13 protein-coding genes are annotated in these 14,146 nt (G+C 74.4%); 6 read left to right on the top strand and 7 right to left on the bottom strand.

What is annotated here, in order from left to right:
• Window positions 1-113: 113 nt before the first annotated feature.
• The gene (gene glnA / locus ACFWDO_RS19730) at window positions 114-1,538 is read right to left on the bottom strand and encodes a type I glutamate--ammonia ligase (protein ID WP_380324767.1); all 1,425 of its coding nucleotides are present in this window, start codon (window positions 1,536-1,538) and stop codon (window positions 114-116) included.
• A 190-nt stretch (window positions 1,539-1,728) separates the two neighbouring features.
• On the opposite strand from glnA, the gene ACFWDO_RS19735 reads away from it, so the two are divergent.
• Window positions 1,729-2,202 carry an RDD family protein gene (locus ACFWDO_RS19735; protein ID WP_380324764.1) on the top strand — a complete coding sequence of 158 codons (474 nt, stop codon included), beginning with the start codon at window positions 1,729-1,731 and terminating at the stop codon, window positions 2,200-2,202.
• 113 nt (window positions 2,203-2,315) lie between these two features.
• Here ACFWDO_RS19735 and ACFWDO_RS19740 read toward each other — a convergent pair whose 3' ends face one another.
• From ACFWDO_RS19740 to ACFWDO_RS19755, 4 genes are all read right to left on the bottom strand, one after another.
• Entirely contained in the window at window positions 2,316-3,065 is a 750-nt protein-coding gene (locus ACFWDO_RS19740; RefSeq protein WP_380324762.1) for a DUF4191 domain-containing protein, read from the bottom strand.
• Between the two features lie 11 nt (window positions 3,066-3,076).
• Window positions 3,077-4,087, bottom strand: coding sequence for a lipoyl synthase (lipA, locus tag ACFWDO_RS19745; protein ID WP_380324759.1), 1,011 nt, complete (start codon window positions 4,085-4,087; stop codon window positions 3,077-3,079).
• 117 nt (window positions 4,088-4,204) lie between these two features.
• Window positions 4,205-4,882 carry a lipoyl(octanoyl) transferase LipB gene (lipB, locus tag ACFWDO_RS19750; protein ID WP_380324770.1) on the bottom strand — a complete coding sequence of 226 codons (678 nt, stop codon included), beginning with the start codon at window positions 4,880-4,882 and terminating at the stop codon, window positions 4,205-4,207.
• Window positions 4,883-4,901: 19 nt separating this feature from the next.
• Window positions 4,902-5,408, bottom strand: a complete 507-nt coding sequence (locus ACFWDO_RS19755) for a MarR family winged helix-turn-helix transcriptional regulator (RefSeq protein WP_380324756.1) — start codon at window positions 5,406-5,408, stop codon at window positions 4,902-4,904.
• A gap of 36 nt (window positions 5,409-5,444) precedes the next feature.
• On the opposite strand from ACFWDO_RS19755, the gene ACFWDO_RS19760 reads away from it, so the two are divergent.
• The gene (locus ACFWDO_RS19760) at window positions 5,445-7,742 is read left to right on the top strand and encodes an MMPL family transporter (RefSeq protein WP_380324753.1); all 2,298 of its coding nucleotides are present in this window, start codon (window positions 5,445-5,447) and stop codon (window positions 7,740-7,742) included.
• Here ACFWDO_RS19760 and ACFWDO_RS19765 read toward each other — a convergent pair.
• Window positions 7,723-8,073 (bottom strand): hypothetical protein, encoded by a 351-nt coding sequence (locus ACFWDO_RS19765; RefSeq protein WP_380324750.1) that lies wholly within the window; start codon window positions 8,071-8,073, stop codon window positions 7,723-7,725. The genes ACFWDO_RS19760 and ACFWDO_RS19765 overlap by 20 nt on opposite strands.
• 135 nt (window positions 8,074-8,208) lie before the next feature.
• On the opposite strand from ACFWDO_RS19765, the gene ACFWDO_RS19770 reads away from it, so the two are divergent.
• Window positions 8,209-9,294 (top strand): Gfo/Idh/MocA family protein, encoded by a 1,086-nt coding sequence (locus ACFWDO_RS19770; RefSeq protein ID WP_380324747.1) that lies wholly within the window; start codon window positions 8,209-8,211, stop codon window positions 9,292-9,294.
• A 117-nt stretch (window positions 9,295-9,411) separates the two neighbouring features.
• Window positions 9,412-10,845, top strand: coding sequence for a hypothetical protein (locus ACFWDO_RS19775; protein WP_380324744.1), 1,434 nt, complete (start codon window positions 9,412-9,414; stop codon window positions 10,843-10,845).
• A 98-nt stretch (window positions 10,846-10,943) separates the two neighbouring features.
• Here ACFWDO_RS19775 and sucB read toward each other — a convergent pair whose 3' ends face one another.
• Window positions 10,944-12,710 (bottom strand): 2-oxoglutarate dehydrogenase, E2 component, dihydrolipoamide succinyltransferase, encoded by a 1,767-nt coding sequence (gene sucB, locus ACFWDO_RS19780; protein WP_380326982.1) that lies wholly within the window; start codon window positions 12,708-12,710, stop codon window positions 10,944-10,946.
• 252 nt (window positions 12,711-12,962) lie between these two features.
• Here sucB and ACFWDO_RS19785 point away from each other — a divergent pair, with 252 nt between their 5' ends.
• A complete protein-coding gene (locus tag ACFWDO_RS19785) occupies window positions 12,963-13,307 on the top strand; it encodes an oxidoreductase (protein WP_380326979.1) in 345 nt (114 codons plus the stop codon).
• A gap of 6 nt (window positions 13,308-13,313) precedes the next feature.
• Window positions 13,314-14,146 (top strand): class I SAM-dependent methyltransferase (locus ACFWDO_RS19790; protein ID WP_380347123.1); only part of this gene is annotated, 833 nt, incomplete at its 3' end.

Below are 14,146 nucleotides of genomic sequence, written 5' to 3' on the forward strand. Positions count from 1 at the left end.
AGGAGCCCCGCCCCCTCATCGGGGGGCGGGGCTCCTGGCGTTGTGCTGGGGACCGTTTGGGGACCGGCAGGGTCCCCGGGGTGGTCCCGGTGCAGGTCAGAGACCTACGGGGCCTAGATGTCGTAGTAGAGCTCGAACTCGTGCGGGTGCGGGCGCAGACGGATCGGGTCGATCTCGTTGGTGCGCTTGTAGTCGATCCAGGTGGCGATGAGGTCCTCGGAGAAGACGTCACCCTGCGTGAGGAACTCGTGGTCGCGCTCGAGGTTGTCGAGGGCCTCCTCGAGGGACGCGGGCACCTGGGCGATCTGCGCGTGCTCCTCGGGGGGCAGCTCGTACAGGTCCTTGTCGATCGGCGCCGGCGGCTCGATGCGGTTCTTGATGCCGTCGATGCCCGCGAGGAGCTGCGCGGCGAACGCGAGGTAGGGGTTAGCCGTCGGGTCGGGCACGCGGAACTCGACGCGCTTGGCCTTCGGGGACGAGCCGGTCACCGGGATGCGGATGCACGCGGAGCGGTTGCGGGCCGAGTAGACCAGGTTGACGGGGGCCTCGTAGCCCGGCACCAGGCGACGGTAGGAGTTCACCGACGGGTTGGTGAAGGCGAGCAGCGACGGCGCGTGCTTGAGCAGGCCGCCGATGTACCAGCGGGCCGTGTCGGACAGGCCGCCGTAGCCCTTCTCGTCGTAGAACAGCGGCTCGCCGTTCAGCCACAGCGACTGGTGGGAGTGCATGCCCGAGCCGTTGTCGCCGAAGATCGGCTTCGGCATGAAGGTGACGGTCTTGCCGTGCTGCCAGGCGACGTTCTTGATGACGTACTTGAACTTCATCAGGTCGTCGGCCGAGTGCAGCAGGGTGTTGAACCGGTAGTTGATCTCCTGCTGGCCGGCGGTGCCCACCTCGTGGTGCGCGCGCTCGACGTCGAGGCCCACCTCGGCGAGGACGGCGCACATCTCGTCGCGCAGGTCGGCGAACTGGTCGTTGGGGGAGACGGGGAAGTAGCCGCCCTTGTACCGGGTCTTGTACCCGAGGTTGCCGCCCTCCTCCTCGCGCCCCGTGTTCCACGCCGCCTCGACGGAGTCGAGGTGGTAGTAGGACTCGTGCTGGTTCGTCGAGAAACGCACGTCGTCGAAGACGTAGAACTCGGCCTCGGGGGCGAAGAACGCCGTGTCCGCGATGCCGGTCGACTTGAGGTACGCCTCCGCCTTCGCGGCGATGGTGCGCGGGTCACGGGCGTACGGCTCGTCGGTGAACGGGTCGACGATCGAGAAGTTCACGATGAGCGTCTTGCGCTTGCGGAACGGGTCGAGGTACGCCGTCGTGACGTCCGGGACCAGCTTCATGTCCGACTCGTGGATGGCCTGGAAGCCGCGGATCGACGAGCCGTCGAACATGAGGCCCTCGGTGAAGGAGTCCTCGGAGAACTGCTCCACGGGGATGTTGAAGTGCTGCATCACGCCCGGCAGGTCGATGAAGCGGACGTCGATGAACTCCACCCCCTCGCGACGGGTGAAGGCGATGGCCTCCTCGGCGTTCGTGAACATGCATGCACTCCTTGCCTGGATGGTGCCGTTCGGTCGGGGCCGCCGGACGGTTCCGAAGGACGGGCGCGGCGGCTCGGGGGCCTGCCGCTCGACGACCACGACCGTAGGGCGGCGGCGTTTCTCCGGCATGGCGCCTTTGTTTCGAACAGGTTACGGGGGTCGCGCCCCCGGCGCCGCGTAGCCTGGAGCCATGGCATCGCCGGAGGACATCTCACGAGAAGACGTCGGGTCGTGGCTCGAGGGCGGACGCCGGGACGACGCCGGGTCTGCCGGCCGGCTGGGGCTCCCGGAGACCGGCCCGGGGTCGCTGGCGCGGCTGGGGCGCCGGGCCGTGGCCCTCCTCGTCGACTGGGCGGTGGCGACGCTCATCGCCTACCTGGTGACGACGCCGGCGACGTTCGCCGAGCTGAACTCGTGGGTCACCCTGGGCGTCTTCGCGCTCGAGAACGTGCTGCTGGTCAGCACCGCCGGCTTCACCATCGGCCACCGGCTGCTGGGCATGCAGGTCCGCACTCTCGGCGCCCCGGAGGGGATGGCGAACGGGTTCGTGCGGGGTCTCGTCCGCTCGCTGCTGCTGTGCCTGGTCATCCCCGCCGTCGTCTGGGACCGCGACGGCCGCGGCCTGCACGACCGCGCCGCGGGCACCGTCCTCGTGCGCCGCTGAGGTCGTCCGCAGGTCGCCCGCACGAAGAACGACCCACCCGGCGCGACGCCGACCCTCGGTGGGTCGGTGTCGCGGAGGGTGGGTCGATCTCGTGGTCGAGCTCCCGATGCGGATCAGCGGCCGCGGAGGCCCTTGCGGTCCGGGCGGGCGCGCATCGGGTCGACGCCCTTGGGGATCGGCAGGCGGGCGCCGCCGAGCGCCTTGAGGCGCTTGCTGACCTGGTCGGCCTCGGGCTTGGTGAGGGAGCGCTTGAGCTTCTGCACCTGGCGGGCGACCTTGGGCAGGGGGGTCTGCCCGTCCTCGTTGCCGCACTGGATCAGCGTGATCGGCACGTTCGGCACGACGCGCGCCACCTTGCGGCGCTCGTCCTCCAGCAGTCGCTGGACGCGGTGCGACGGGCCCTCGCTGACGAGGACGATGCCCGGGCGGCCGACGCCGCGGAAGACGAAGTCCTGGGTGCGCGGGTTGATCGCGACCGGCTCGTCGTCGAAGGTCCAGCCGCCGCGGACCGTGCCGAGAGCGGCGCGGGCAGCGCCGGGCTGGCCCTCGATCTGCGTGTACGCGGCCCGCTCCGCCTTGCGGGTCAGGACGAACATCGAGCCCAGCATCGCGAACGGGATGCCGAGGACGACGATGTACAGGATCTTGAAGCCGGTCGGCACGTTCAGGAGCAGCACCACGGCGGCGACGACCGCGAGGATCCCGACGAACACGCCCAGCAGCAGCCACGTCACCGTGGGGTCCTGCTTGCGCGTCATCTGGTACGCGGCCCACACCTGGTGGTACCAGCGCTGCTTCTTGGGCTTCTTCTGCTTACCGGTGGCGTCGGCGGGCGCGCCGGCGTCGGACTTGGTGCGGGCCATGGTCGTCAAGTCTAGTGCGCTCGGGGGGCCAGGAGGCTCGCGGCCTCCTGGCGCGACGTCGTCGGCTCCGCGAGGTGTGCCAGCGACTCCGGGATCGGCAGGCCGCGGCGGGTCATCGCCTGGCCCCACAGGCGGCCGGCGCGGTACGACGAGCGGACGAGCGGGCCGGCCATGACGCCCAGGAAGCCCATCTCCTCGGCCGCCTCGGACAGCTCGACGAACTCCTCCGGGCGCACCCAGCGGTCCACCGGGTGGTGGCGCAGGGACGGGCGCAGGTACTGGGTGATCGTGATGAGGTCGCAGCCGGCGTCGTGCAGGTCCTGCAGCGCCTCGCGGGCCTCGTCGATCGTCTCGCCCATACCGAGGATGAGGTTCGACTTGGTGACCAGGCCGGCCTCGCGCGCCCGGGTGAGCACGGACAGCGAGCGCTCGTAGCGGAACGCGGGGCGGATCTGCTTGAAGATGCGCGGCACCGTCTCGACGTTGTGCGCCATGACCTCGGGCCGCGACTCGTTGACGACGTCGAGCAGCTCCGGGATGGCGTTGAAGTCGGGGATGAGCAGCTCGACGCCGGTGCCCGGGTTGAGGGCGTGGATCTGGCGCACGGTCTCCGCGTACAGCCAGGCGCCGCCGTCGGCCAGGTCGTCGCGCGCGACGCCGGTGATCGTCGAGTACTTCAGGCCCATCGTCCGCACGGACTCCGCCACGCGGCGCGGCTCGTCGGCGTCGAAGTCGGCCGGCTTGCCCGTGTCGATCTGGCAGAAGTCGCAGCGGCGGGTGCACTGGTCACCGCCGATGAGGAACGTGGCCTCGCGGTCCTCCCAGCACTCGAAGATGTTGGGACAGCCGGCCTCCTCGCACACCGTGTGCAGTCCCTCGCCCTTGACCAGGCCCTTCAGCTCCCGGTACTCGGGACCCATCGTGGCCTTCGTCTTGATCCACTCGGGCTTCTTCTCGATGGGGGTGGCGGCGTTGCGGGCCTCGATGCGGAGCATGCGGCGGCCTTCAGGTGCGATCGTCACGGGTGTCTCCCGGTCGTCGTCGAGCAGGTGGACGTCCGGCGGGACTGGCCTGTGCGGACCCTGACCGCCGGACCTCGTCAGAGTACGTGAGCGGCGCGCCCCGGCGCCGCGACCTGCTCACCGTGTGGACGTGACCTCAGCAACACCCGCCGGCGCGGCCCCTGACGCGGGGGCGGCGCGCAGCGGGTCGAGGTGGCGGGCGAGCGCGTCGACCAGCGGCGCGCGCACGTCGTCGAGGGTGACGTCGCGCCCGGTCTCGATCGACAGCGAGGTGACGTCGGCGTCCGTGATGCCGCACGGCACGATGTGGTCGAACCGGCTGAGGTCGGGGTCGCAGTTGAGGGCGATGCCGTGCATCGTCACGCCCTTGGCGGTGCGCACGCCGATGGCGCACACCTTGCGCTCGCGGCGCCCCGCGTCGGCGGCGAACCAGACTCCGGTGCGGTCCTCGACGCGGATCGTCCGGAGGCCGAACCCGGCACAGACCTCCATCACCGCCTCCTCGAGCGCCCGCACGTAGGCGACGACGTCGATCGGCTCGGCGAGGCGCAGGATCGGGTAGACGACCTGCTGCCCCGGGCCGTGCCAGGTGATCTTGCCGCCCCGGTCGACGTCGACCACGGGGGTGCCGTCCGTGGGGCGCTCGTCGCGGTGGGTGCGGCGCCCCGCCGTGTAGACGTCGGGGTGCTCGACGACGATCAGGGTGTCCGGCCGGTCGCCGGCGACGACGTCGGCGTGCACGCGGCGCTGGAGCTCCCACGCCTCGTGGTAGTCGGTCAGTCCGGGCAGCGTCATCACGTCCACCCGGCCGAGGCTAGCCCTCGTCGGCCTCGCGTTGGGCGCGGACGAGGGTGACGAGCATCTCACGCAGGCTCGCGACCTGGTCGTCGTCGAGCCCTCGGGAGGTGAGGTCCTCGGCGGGCTGGAGGCGACCCGCCTCGGCGGCCGCCCTCCGGCCCGCGTCGGTGACGGCGACGGTCCGCCGCCGGCGGTCGCGGGGGTCCTCACCGCGGACGACATAGCCGGCGCGCTCCAGCCGGGCGACGACCTTGCTCATCGTCTGCTCGGTGACCCCGTTGAGGTCGGCCAGCTCGCGCTGCGTGCGGGGGCCGGCGAAGAGGTGCAGCAGCACCGGGAAGCCCGCGTGGTTGAGGTTCCAGCCCGCGAGGTGGGCGTTCCAGTCGTGCTCGATGCGGCGCACCACGGTGAACAGCAGCCGGCCCGTGGGCCACTGGGCGGGGTCGTCGCTCGTCGGGTCGACGGGGTCGGGCCAGCCGGGGGCGTCGGACGGGGGCGTGTCGTCGGGCACGTCGCGGGTCACTTGCTGCGCACCTCCTCGTGAGGCAGGATACTCAGCATGCTGAGTAATCGCGGATCGGGACTTCTCCGGGGCCTCGCCATTCTGGCAGCGATCGGGGTGTGGCTCGCCATCGGTGCGATCGGTGGCCAGGCCCAGGGCCAGCTGAGCGGCGTTCAGACGAACGATGCCGCGGCCTTCCTGCCCGCGAGCGCGGAATCCACGCAGGCTTCCGAGCTCGCCCGTGAGTTCACCGACTCCGAGACGCTCCCGGCGCTCGTCGTGGCCGAGACCTCGGACGGGTCGGCCCTGACGAACGACCAGCTCGCCGCCGTCCAGGCCTTCGCCGATGCGATCCCCGACGCCCCGCTCGAGGGCACCTCCGGCGACGAGCCGCGCACCGTCGGCGACGTGAGCGTCGCCGAGCCCGTCGTCGTCCCCTCCGAGGACGGCCAGGCCGCCCTCGTGGTGGTCTCCCTGGACGCCGCGCAGGCGTCCGAGGACGTCGGCGAGGACGAGTCCAGCGTCTCGGAGCTCGCCGTCGACGCGCTGCGCACGCTCGCTACCGCCGGCACCGCCGACGGCGGGCTCGCCGGCACCGGTCTGGACGCGTGGGTCACCGGGCCCGCGGGCTTCGTGGCGGACCTCGTGAGCGCGTTCGGCGCCATCGACACCGTGCTGCTGCTCGTCGCGCTCGGCGCCGTCCTGGTCATCCTGGCGCTCGTGTACCGGTCGCCGGTGCTGCCGTTCGTCGTGATCCTCACCGCCGTGCTGGCACTCTGCCTTGCCGGCCTGGTCGTGTACGAGCTCGCGGCGAACGACGTGCTGACCCTCAACGGGCAGTCGCAGGGGATCCTGTCGATCCTCGTGGTGGGCGCGTCGGTCGACTACGCCCTGCTCCTGGTCGCCCGGTACCGCGAGGAGCTGCGCACCACGGTGTCCCCGTACACGGCGATGCGCCGCGCCGTGCGCGCGTCGGTCGAACCGATCGCCGCCAGCGCGGGCACGGTGATCGTCGGTCTGCTGTGCCTGCTGCTGTCCGACCTGTCCTCCAACCGCAGCCTCGGGCCCGTCGCCGCGATCGGGATCGCCGCCGCGTTCCTGTCGGCGATGACGCTGCTGCCCGCCATGCTGCTCGTGGGCGGGCGCCGTGCCCGCTGGGTGTTCTGGCCGAAGGTCCCGCACGCCGTGGGTCGGCACTCCGCCTCGTCCGACGCCTCGACCGACGTCGTCGTGCCCACCCCGGTGCCCGACGACGACACGCACGTCGACGTCGCGGGCCACGGCGTGTGGTCGCGCGTCGCGGGCTTCGTGGGCCGCCACGACCGGGCGGTGTGGGTGGTCACCGCCGTCGTGCTGGCCGCGGGCGCGGCCTTCGTCCCGACGCTCGACGCCGAGGGGACGGGGGACTCGGAGGTGTTCCTCACGCAGGTGGACTCGGTCGACGGCGAGGCGGCCCTCACCCGGCACTTCGAGGGCGTGTCCGCGCAGCCGGCGACCGTCGTGGCGCCCGAGGAGGACGCCCGCGCCGTCGTCGACGCCGCCGAGGCGACCGACGGCGTGGCCGCGGCGACCGTCGTCACGGACCAGCCCGCCACGGCTCCGGGCGCACCGGCGCAGGGCGACCCCCTGGTCGTGGACGGCCGGGTCCGCGTGGACGTCACCACCGAGGCCCCGTCCGACAGCCAGGCCGCCGTCGAGACCGTGTCCGCGCTGCGCACCGCGGTGCACGACGTGAGCCCCGAGGCCCTCGTGGGCGGCGCGGCCGCCGAGCGGCTCGACACCCAGGTGGCGGGGGAGCGCGACCTGCGGACCATCGTGCCGGTGGTGCTCGCCGTGATCCTCGTGATCCTCGTGCTGCTGCTGCGCTCGGTGCTGGCGGCGGTGCTCCTGATGGCGGCGAACGTGCTGTCGTTCGGGTTCGCCCTCGGGGTCGCGGCGCTGATGTTCAACCACGTCTTCGACTTCCCGGGCGCCGACCCGGCGGTGCCGCTCTACGCCTTCTGCTTCCTCGTCGCGCTCGGCGTGGACTACTCGATCTTCCTCATGACCCGGGTGCGCGAGGAGAGCCTGCGCGTCGGGACGCGGCGGGGCGTGCTGCGCGGGCTGGCGGTGACCGGGTCGGTCATCACGTCGGCGGGCGTGGTGCTCGCGGCCACGTTCGCCGCGCTCGGCGTCATCCCGCTCCTGTTCCTCGCGCAGCTCGCGTTCATCGTCGCGTTCGGCGTGCTCGTCGACACACTCGTCGTGCGCAGCCTCCTCGTGCCCGCCCTCGTGCACGACGTCGGCGACCGGGTCTGGTGGCCCGCGCGGCTGGGGCGCGGCGCGGAGGCGGGGGTCACCCCGTTGAGTCGATGAGCTCCAGGAGGTGCCGGGCGGCGTCGCGGATCTCCGTGTGGTCGTACTGCCCGGCGCGGCTCTCGAGCGACACGACCGCGCAGCGGTGGACCTTCGAGAGGTCGCCGTAGGGGAACGACACCGCCTGCTTCGTCTCCGGGTTCTCGTCGTCGTCGACGCCGAGGTGCCAGTGCCGGAACTCCGTCCAGCCCTCGCGCTCGACGAAGCGGTTCTCCGCGTCCGTGCTCGGTGCGTGCTCGCTCCAGTCGTCGCGCTCGTCGCGCACCACCTTGCCGTCGCGGACCAGCGCCCTCGCCTGCTCGAGGCCGGGCCGGTTCAGTCGCGTGGCCATCGTCTGCTCCCTTCCGCTCGACGGGGCCCGTCCGCAGGGCCTCCCTCCGGTCTACGGGAGCCTCCGGATGCCGGCAACCGGCGGTCCCGCGTGGCCCGGCGGCCGTGCGCCGCGGCGTCGGGCACGATGGGGACCATGGTCACGGACGAGGCGACAGGGACGGGCACGACCGGCGGGGCTGGGGCACCGCCGCGGCTGGCGATCGTCGGGTACGGCGGGTCGGGGCGCGAGATCCACGCGCGCCTGGCGGCGGAGGCGGGACTGCAGGTCACGGCCGTCGTGGCGCGCGACCCCGGGCGCCGCAACCAGGCGGCGGGGGACTGGCCGGGCGCGCGGCTCGTGTCCGACCTCGACGCGCTGATCGCCGCCCGGCGCAGCTACGACCTCGTCGTCGTCGCGAGCCCCACACCCCTGCACGCCGAGCACGCGGCGGCGCTCGCACGCGCCCAGATCCCCTTCGTGCTGGACAAGCCGATCGGGCTCGACGCGCACCAGGCGCGGGCCGTCGTCGAGGAGGCCGCCACCACCGGGACGCCGTTCACCGTGTTCCAGAACCGCCGCTGGGACCCCGAGCAGCTCACCCTCGCGGCCTTGATCGGCGCGGGGGAGCTCGGCGACGTGCACACCTTCGAGCGTCGCTGGGAGCGCTGGCGTCCCGTGCCGCGCCAGCGCTGGAAGGAGAACGACCCCGTCGGCGGTGGCCTGCTCCTGGACCTCGGCCCGCACCTGGTCGACTCCGCGACCCAGCTCTTCGGCCGCGTGGAGTCGGTCTGGGCGCAGACCCGCAGGCTCACCACGCCCACCGAGGACGACGTCTTCCTGGTGCTGCAGCACGAGCCCGGCGGCGGGAGCGCGGCCAGCCCGCACGGGGTCGTGTCCCGGCTCTGGGCCGGCTCGGTGGTGGGCGCCCCCGGGCCGCGGACGCGCGTGCTGGGCTCGGCGGGCGCGTTCGTCGTGACGACGTACGAGCAGGACGCGTCCCCGTTCGAGGTGCTCGACGAGGGCGCCCCCGAGGGCACGGTCGGCTGGGTCACCCGCGGGCGCGAGAAGCGCCCGGTGCCGGCCGCTCCCGGCGGGCACGCGGACTTCTACCGGGCCCTCGGGCCGTGGCTGAGCGGCGAGGAGCCCGCACCCGTGGACCCGGCCGACGCCGTGCGCACCGCGGAGGTGCTCGACGCCGCCCGCGTCTCCGCGCGCGAGGGGCGACGCATCGACCTGTGAGCGCTGACCTGTGAGCGCCGCCCTCGGCGGGAGCGAGCTCTGAGCCGCTCGTCGAGGCCTGCCCCGGCCTGTGGACGACGGCGCGGGCGGGGCGTCCCGAGGGTGTTCGATGGCATCGTGCCGACCGAGACGCTGCCGATCCCGACCGATGCCGCGGCCCGCGAGGCCCTGCTCGCCCGGGTGAGCGCGCTGCCCGCGCTGCGCCACCCGTGCGTGGAGCCCGTGGTCGCCGTGGACGTGCGCGACGACGGCGTGCTGGCAGTGCGCCGCGGCGGGTCCGCGACCGATCTCCCGTCCGTCCTCGCCGTCCGCGGTCGCCTCACGTCGCGGGAGGCCGCGGGCCTGCTGGTTGCCGTCGCGCGGGGGCTCGCAGCCCTGCACAGCGCGGGGCTGCGGCAGGGCGTCATGGGCGCCGAGGACGTCGTGCTGGACCCGGGCGGCACGGCGATGCTGCGCCCGCGGGCCGGGGACCCCGGGCCGCAGGCCGCAGGCGACGACGGCGAGGCGGCCGACGTGCACGCCCTCGCCGCCCTGGTCGCCGACCTCCTCGGCGACCGCAGCGACGACGACGCGACCGCCCTGCGTGCCGTGCTCGCGCCGGCCTCCGCGCCCGACCCCCGGGTGCGGCCCGAGGCCGGGACCCTCGCCGCCCAGGCCGACGCGACGGTGCCGGCCGAGCCGGTGCGCCTGCCCGAGCCGGCGGCCCTCGCGGCGGCGGCCCTCGGCCGGCGGCACGTCCCGCGGGCCCCTGTAGCCGCGCCCGAGTCGCGCCGTCGTGCCGTCCGCCGCGCGGGGGACAGGGCGAACGCCGCGCCGTCCCGCGCGAGCCGGCGCCTCCCGGCAGGACGGCGGGCGACGGGACAGGGCGGGACGAGACCGGGCGGGACGGGTCGTGCGAAAGGTTCGGGTGCGGGCGGGAAGCGCGGCGAGGTCCGGCACGCGACGGGCCCACGGCCGGGCGCCCGACGCGTGCGCCCGGTGCTGGGAGCGCTCGGTGCCGTCGCGGTCGCGGCGGTGCTGACGGCCGTCGTCGTGCAGGTGCGCCCGCCGGCCGACGCCGTCGACCGGGCCGCAGCACCGACCGTCGGGACGACCGTGTCGGCCACCCCGGCGACAACCCCGCCGGGGGACGGTGCGACGGGCGCGGCGGACCCGACCCAGGACCGCGACGACCCCGCCGCCGCGGCGGCCGAGCTCACCCGGCGCCGGGTCGCGCTGCTGTCCGGCGCGGCGGACGGCGCAGCGAGCCCGGTCGGGCTCGCGGACGTGGACGTGCCGGGGTCGCCCGCGCACGACGCGGACGCGGCGCTGGTCGACGACGTGCGGCAGGCGGGCACGCGCGTGCGCGGCGCGGAGGTGACCGTCGACGAGGCACGCGCGCAGGAGCGTGACGACGCGGCCGCGGAGGTCGTCGTCCGCTACGCGGTCGGCGCGCACGAGCAGGTGGCGGCCGACGGGACCGTCACGGCGGTGCCCGCGACCGACCCCCGCACCGCGACGCTCAGGCTCACCTGGACCCCCGGCGGCTGGCGCGTGGCCGAGGTCGCCTGACCGAACTCCACCCCGCACGCTCGATCGCTCCCGGGGAACGCCGAAGGGCGCCCCGGCCGCAGCCGGGGCGCCCTTCGACGTCGGTCAGGGGGTGCCTGTCAGAGCCCGACCTCGGACTCGAACGCGGCCTCCTCGATGCGGGCCTTGACCGCGGTGAGGAAGCGCGCGGCGTCCGCTCCGTCGACCAGGCGGTGGTCGTAGGAGAGGAACAGGTACGCGAACTGGCGGATGGCGATGGTCTCCTCGCCGTCCGGGCCCGTCACGACGGCCGGCTTCTTGGTGATCGTGCCGGTGCCGAGGATCGCGACCTGACCGCCAGGGACGATCGGCGTGTCGATGAGCGCGCCGCCCGAACCGGTGTTCGTGATCGTGAAGGTCGCGCCGGACAGCTCGTCCGGGCCCACCTTGTTGGCCCGGGTGCGGGCACCCAGGTCGCCGATCTGGCGGGCGATGCCCGCGAGGTTCAGGTCACCGGCGTTCTTGATGACCGGGACCACCAGGCCACGCTCGGTGTCGACGGCGATGCCGACGTTCTCCGCGGGGTGGTAGGTGATCTCGCCCTTCTCCTGGTCGATCGAGGCGTTGATCTTCGGGAACGCCTTGAGCGCCTCGACCGCGGCGAGCGTGTAGAAGGGCAGGAAGGTGAGGTTCGCGCCCTCGCGGGCCTTGAACGACTCCTTCGCCTTCGCGCGCAGCTTGGCGACCTTGGTGACGTCCACCTCGACCACGGTGGTGAGCTGGGCCTGCGTGTGCAGCGACTCGACCATGCGCTCGGCGACGATCTTGCGCAGGCGCGACATCTTCTCCGTGGTGCCCCGCAGCGGGGAGACCGGCGGCACGGTGGCCTTGGCGGCCGGGGCCGCAGCGGGTGCGGCGGCAGCAGCCGGAGCCGGGGCGGCGGCCTTCTCGGCCGCGGCGAGCACGTCCTCCTTGCGGATGCGACCGCCGACGCCGGTGCCCTGGACGGTCGTGACGTCCACGCCCTTCTCCGCCGCGAGCTTGCGCACGAGCGGCGTGAGGTAGGAGCCCTTGCTCGCCGCGGGCGCGGCGGCCGGGGCAGCAGGAGCCGGGGCAGCGGCAGGGGCGGCAGGGGCCGCCGGAGCCGGGGCGGGCTTCTCCGCGACGGGCGCCGGGGCGGGCGCAGCAGGCGCGGCAGCAGCAGCCGGAGCGGCCGGAGCAGCCTCGGCGGGGGCCGGCGCGGCGGGCGCGGCCGGGGCCGCGGGAGCCGCGGCACCGGAGCCGACGATCGCCAGCACGGCGCCGACCTCGACGGTGGCGTCCTCCTCGACGAGGAGCTGCTGGACGGTGCCGGCCACGGGGGACGGGATCTCGGTGTCGACCTTGTCGGTCGAGACCTCGAGCAGGGGCTCGTCGACCTCGACCGAGTCGCCGACCGCCTTGAGCCAGCGGGTGACGGTGCCCTCGGTGACGGACTCGCCCAGTGCGGGGAGCGTCACCTCGGTGCCCTCGCCGCCGCCGGCGGCGGGAGCCTCGGCGGCGGGAGCAGCAGGGGCCGGTGCCTCGGGAGCCGGGGCCGGCTCGGCGGGGGCGGCGGGCTGGGCGGGGGCCTCGGGCTCGGCGGCGGGGGCCTCGGCGGCCGGGGCCGCGTCGGCGGCGCCCGCACCGGAGCCGTCGCCGATCACGGCGAGGGTGGCGCCGACCTCGACGGTCTCGTCCTCCTCGGCCAGGATCTGCTCGAGCACACCGGCGACCGGCGACGGGATCTCGGTGTCGACCTTGTCGGTCGAGACCTCCAGCAAGGGCTCGTCGACGGCGACGGTGTCGCCGACGGCCTTGAGCCATCGGGTGACGGTGCCCTCGGTGACGGACTCGCCGAGTGCAGGGAGCTGCACGTTCTCAGACATGACCTGTGGAGTCTCCTTCGATCAGTGGGTCAGGCGACGTGCCGAGGCGAGCCGGTCCTGCCGGCCCGCGACATCTCTGGTTGCCGCGTTCTGGTCACTGCCTGCCATCTTGTCACCTCGGGAGGGCGCGCCCCAATCGTTCTGGGGTGCCGGTGGGTGTGACGCTGGGTACACCTGACCGCTCCATGACCTTCAGGACACCTCCGGTCCGTCTCCAGAACATCGCGCCGACGGCGGCGGTAGTCTCGCGCCATGTCGCTTCGGACCTCCCTGGGACGCCTGCTGGGCAGGTCGTCGTCCCCGGCCCCCGGCACCGCGCCGACCTCCGGCTCGAGGGGCGAGACCGTGGCGTACCTGCAGGACTTCGTGCGCACGCGCGTCGGGGTCGAGGCGTACGTCGAGCCGCCCAACGCGCAGACCCCCTCCACGGTGCTGCTCGTCGCCACCACGGGGGAGTGGACGCGCCGCCGCGTGCCCGACGAGCGCACGGGCTTCGAGGTCGCGCGCTCCCTCGGCGTCCCGGTCTACAACGTGCGGTTCACCGGGTACCCGCAGCGCATGCGGGACTGGACCTCGGCGCAGCGTCGCCGGAGCTGACGGCGCGTGACCGAGCCGCACGACGCGTGGTCGGCCGTGGCCGCCGCATGGGCCGACCTGTGGGGCGGCGTCGCGGCACCGGTCTGGCCCCCGCTGCTGGCGGCGGCCGGGGTCGCGCCCGGGGCGCGCGTGCTCGACGTCGGCTGCGGCAGCGGCGAGCTCCTCGCCCGGCTCGCCGGCGGCGGGGCGCGGGCCACGGGGGTCGACCCGGCCCCGGCGATGGTGCGCCTGGCCCGCGAGCGGGCCCCGGAGGCGACGGTGCTCGTCGGAGAGGCGGAGCACCTGCCCCTCGACGACGGCGCGTTCGACGTCGTGCTGGCGGTGAACGCCCTGCAGCTCGCCGACGACCTGGGCGAGGCCGCGGCCGAGCTGGCCCGCGTTCTCGCGCCGGGCGGCCGGGTGGGGCTGGCCGGATGGGCCGAGGGGGCGCGCAACGACCTCGACGTCGTCGAGCGGGCCGTCGCGGCGGCGTACGAGGACGACCCGCCGCACGACGGGCCGCTGCGCCGGCCGGGCGGCTTCGAGGCCACGCTCGCCGGCGCCGGGCTCGAGGTCGTGGGAGCGGGCGTCGTCGACGTCGCGTGGGAGACCGCCGCCGACGACACCCTGGCGCACGGCGTCCTGCTCGGGGAGGACCCGGCCACCCTGGCGGAGCTGGCCCCGGTGGTGGTCGCCGCCGCGGCGCCGTTCCGGACGCCGGACGGCGGCTACCGCCTCGCGGGCGCGTTCCGCTGGGCCGTGGGGCCGCGCTGCCTGAGCCGGTCGGGTCGAGGGCGACGGCGGCGACGGCAGCGACGACGACGGACGACGACGGCGCCCGACCACCGTGGTGGTCGGGC

Source organism: Isoptericola sp. NPDC060185 (genome assembly GCF_042728595.1).
In the GTDB taxonomy this organism is placed as follows: domain Bacteria; phylum Actinomycetota; class Actinomycetes; order Actinomycetales; family Cellulomonadaceae; genus Isoptericola.

What these genes read in the sequence shown, in the direction of transcription:
- glnA (WP_380324767.1), bottom strand. Translation starts at nt 1,538, where the DNA reads ATGTTCACGAACGCCGAGGAGGCCATCGCCTTCACCCGTCGCGAGGGG.
- ACFWDO_RS19735 (WP_380324764.1), top strand. Translation starts at nt 1,729, where the DNA reads ATGGCATCGCCGGAGGACATCTCACGAGAAGACGTCGGGTCGTGGCTC.
- ACFWDO_RS19740 (WP_380324762.1), bottom strand. Translation starts at nt 3,065, where the DNA reads ATGGCCCGCACCAAGTCCGACGCCGGCGCGCCCGCCGACGCCACCGGT.
- lipB (WP_380324770.1), bottom strand. Translation starts at nt 4,882, where the DNA reads ATGACGCTGCCCGGACTGACCGACTACCACGAGGCGTGGGAGCTCCAG.
- ACFWDO_RS19760 (WP_380324753.1), top strand. Translation starts at nt 5,445, where the DNA reads ATGCTGAGTAATCGCGGATCGGGACTTCTCCGGGGCCTCGCCATTCTG.
- ACFWDO_RS19765 (WP_380324750.1), bottom strand. Translation starts at nt 8,073, where the DNA reads ATGGCCACGCGACTGAACCGGCCCGGCCTCGAGCAGGCGAGGGCGCTG.
- ACFWDO_RS19770 (WP_380324747.1), top strand. Translation starts at nt 8,209, where the DNA reads ATGGTCACGGACGAGGCGACAGGGACGGGCACGACCGGCGGGGCTGGG.
- sucB (WP_380326982.1), bottom strand. Translation starts at nt 12,710, where the DNA reads ATGTCTGAGAACGTGCAGCTCCCTGCACTCGGCGAGTCCGTCACCGAG.
- ACFWDO_RS19785 (WP_380326979.1), top strand. Translation starts at nt 12,963, where the DNA reads ATGTCGCTTCGGACCTCCCTGGGACGCCTGCTGGGCAGGTCGTCGTCC.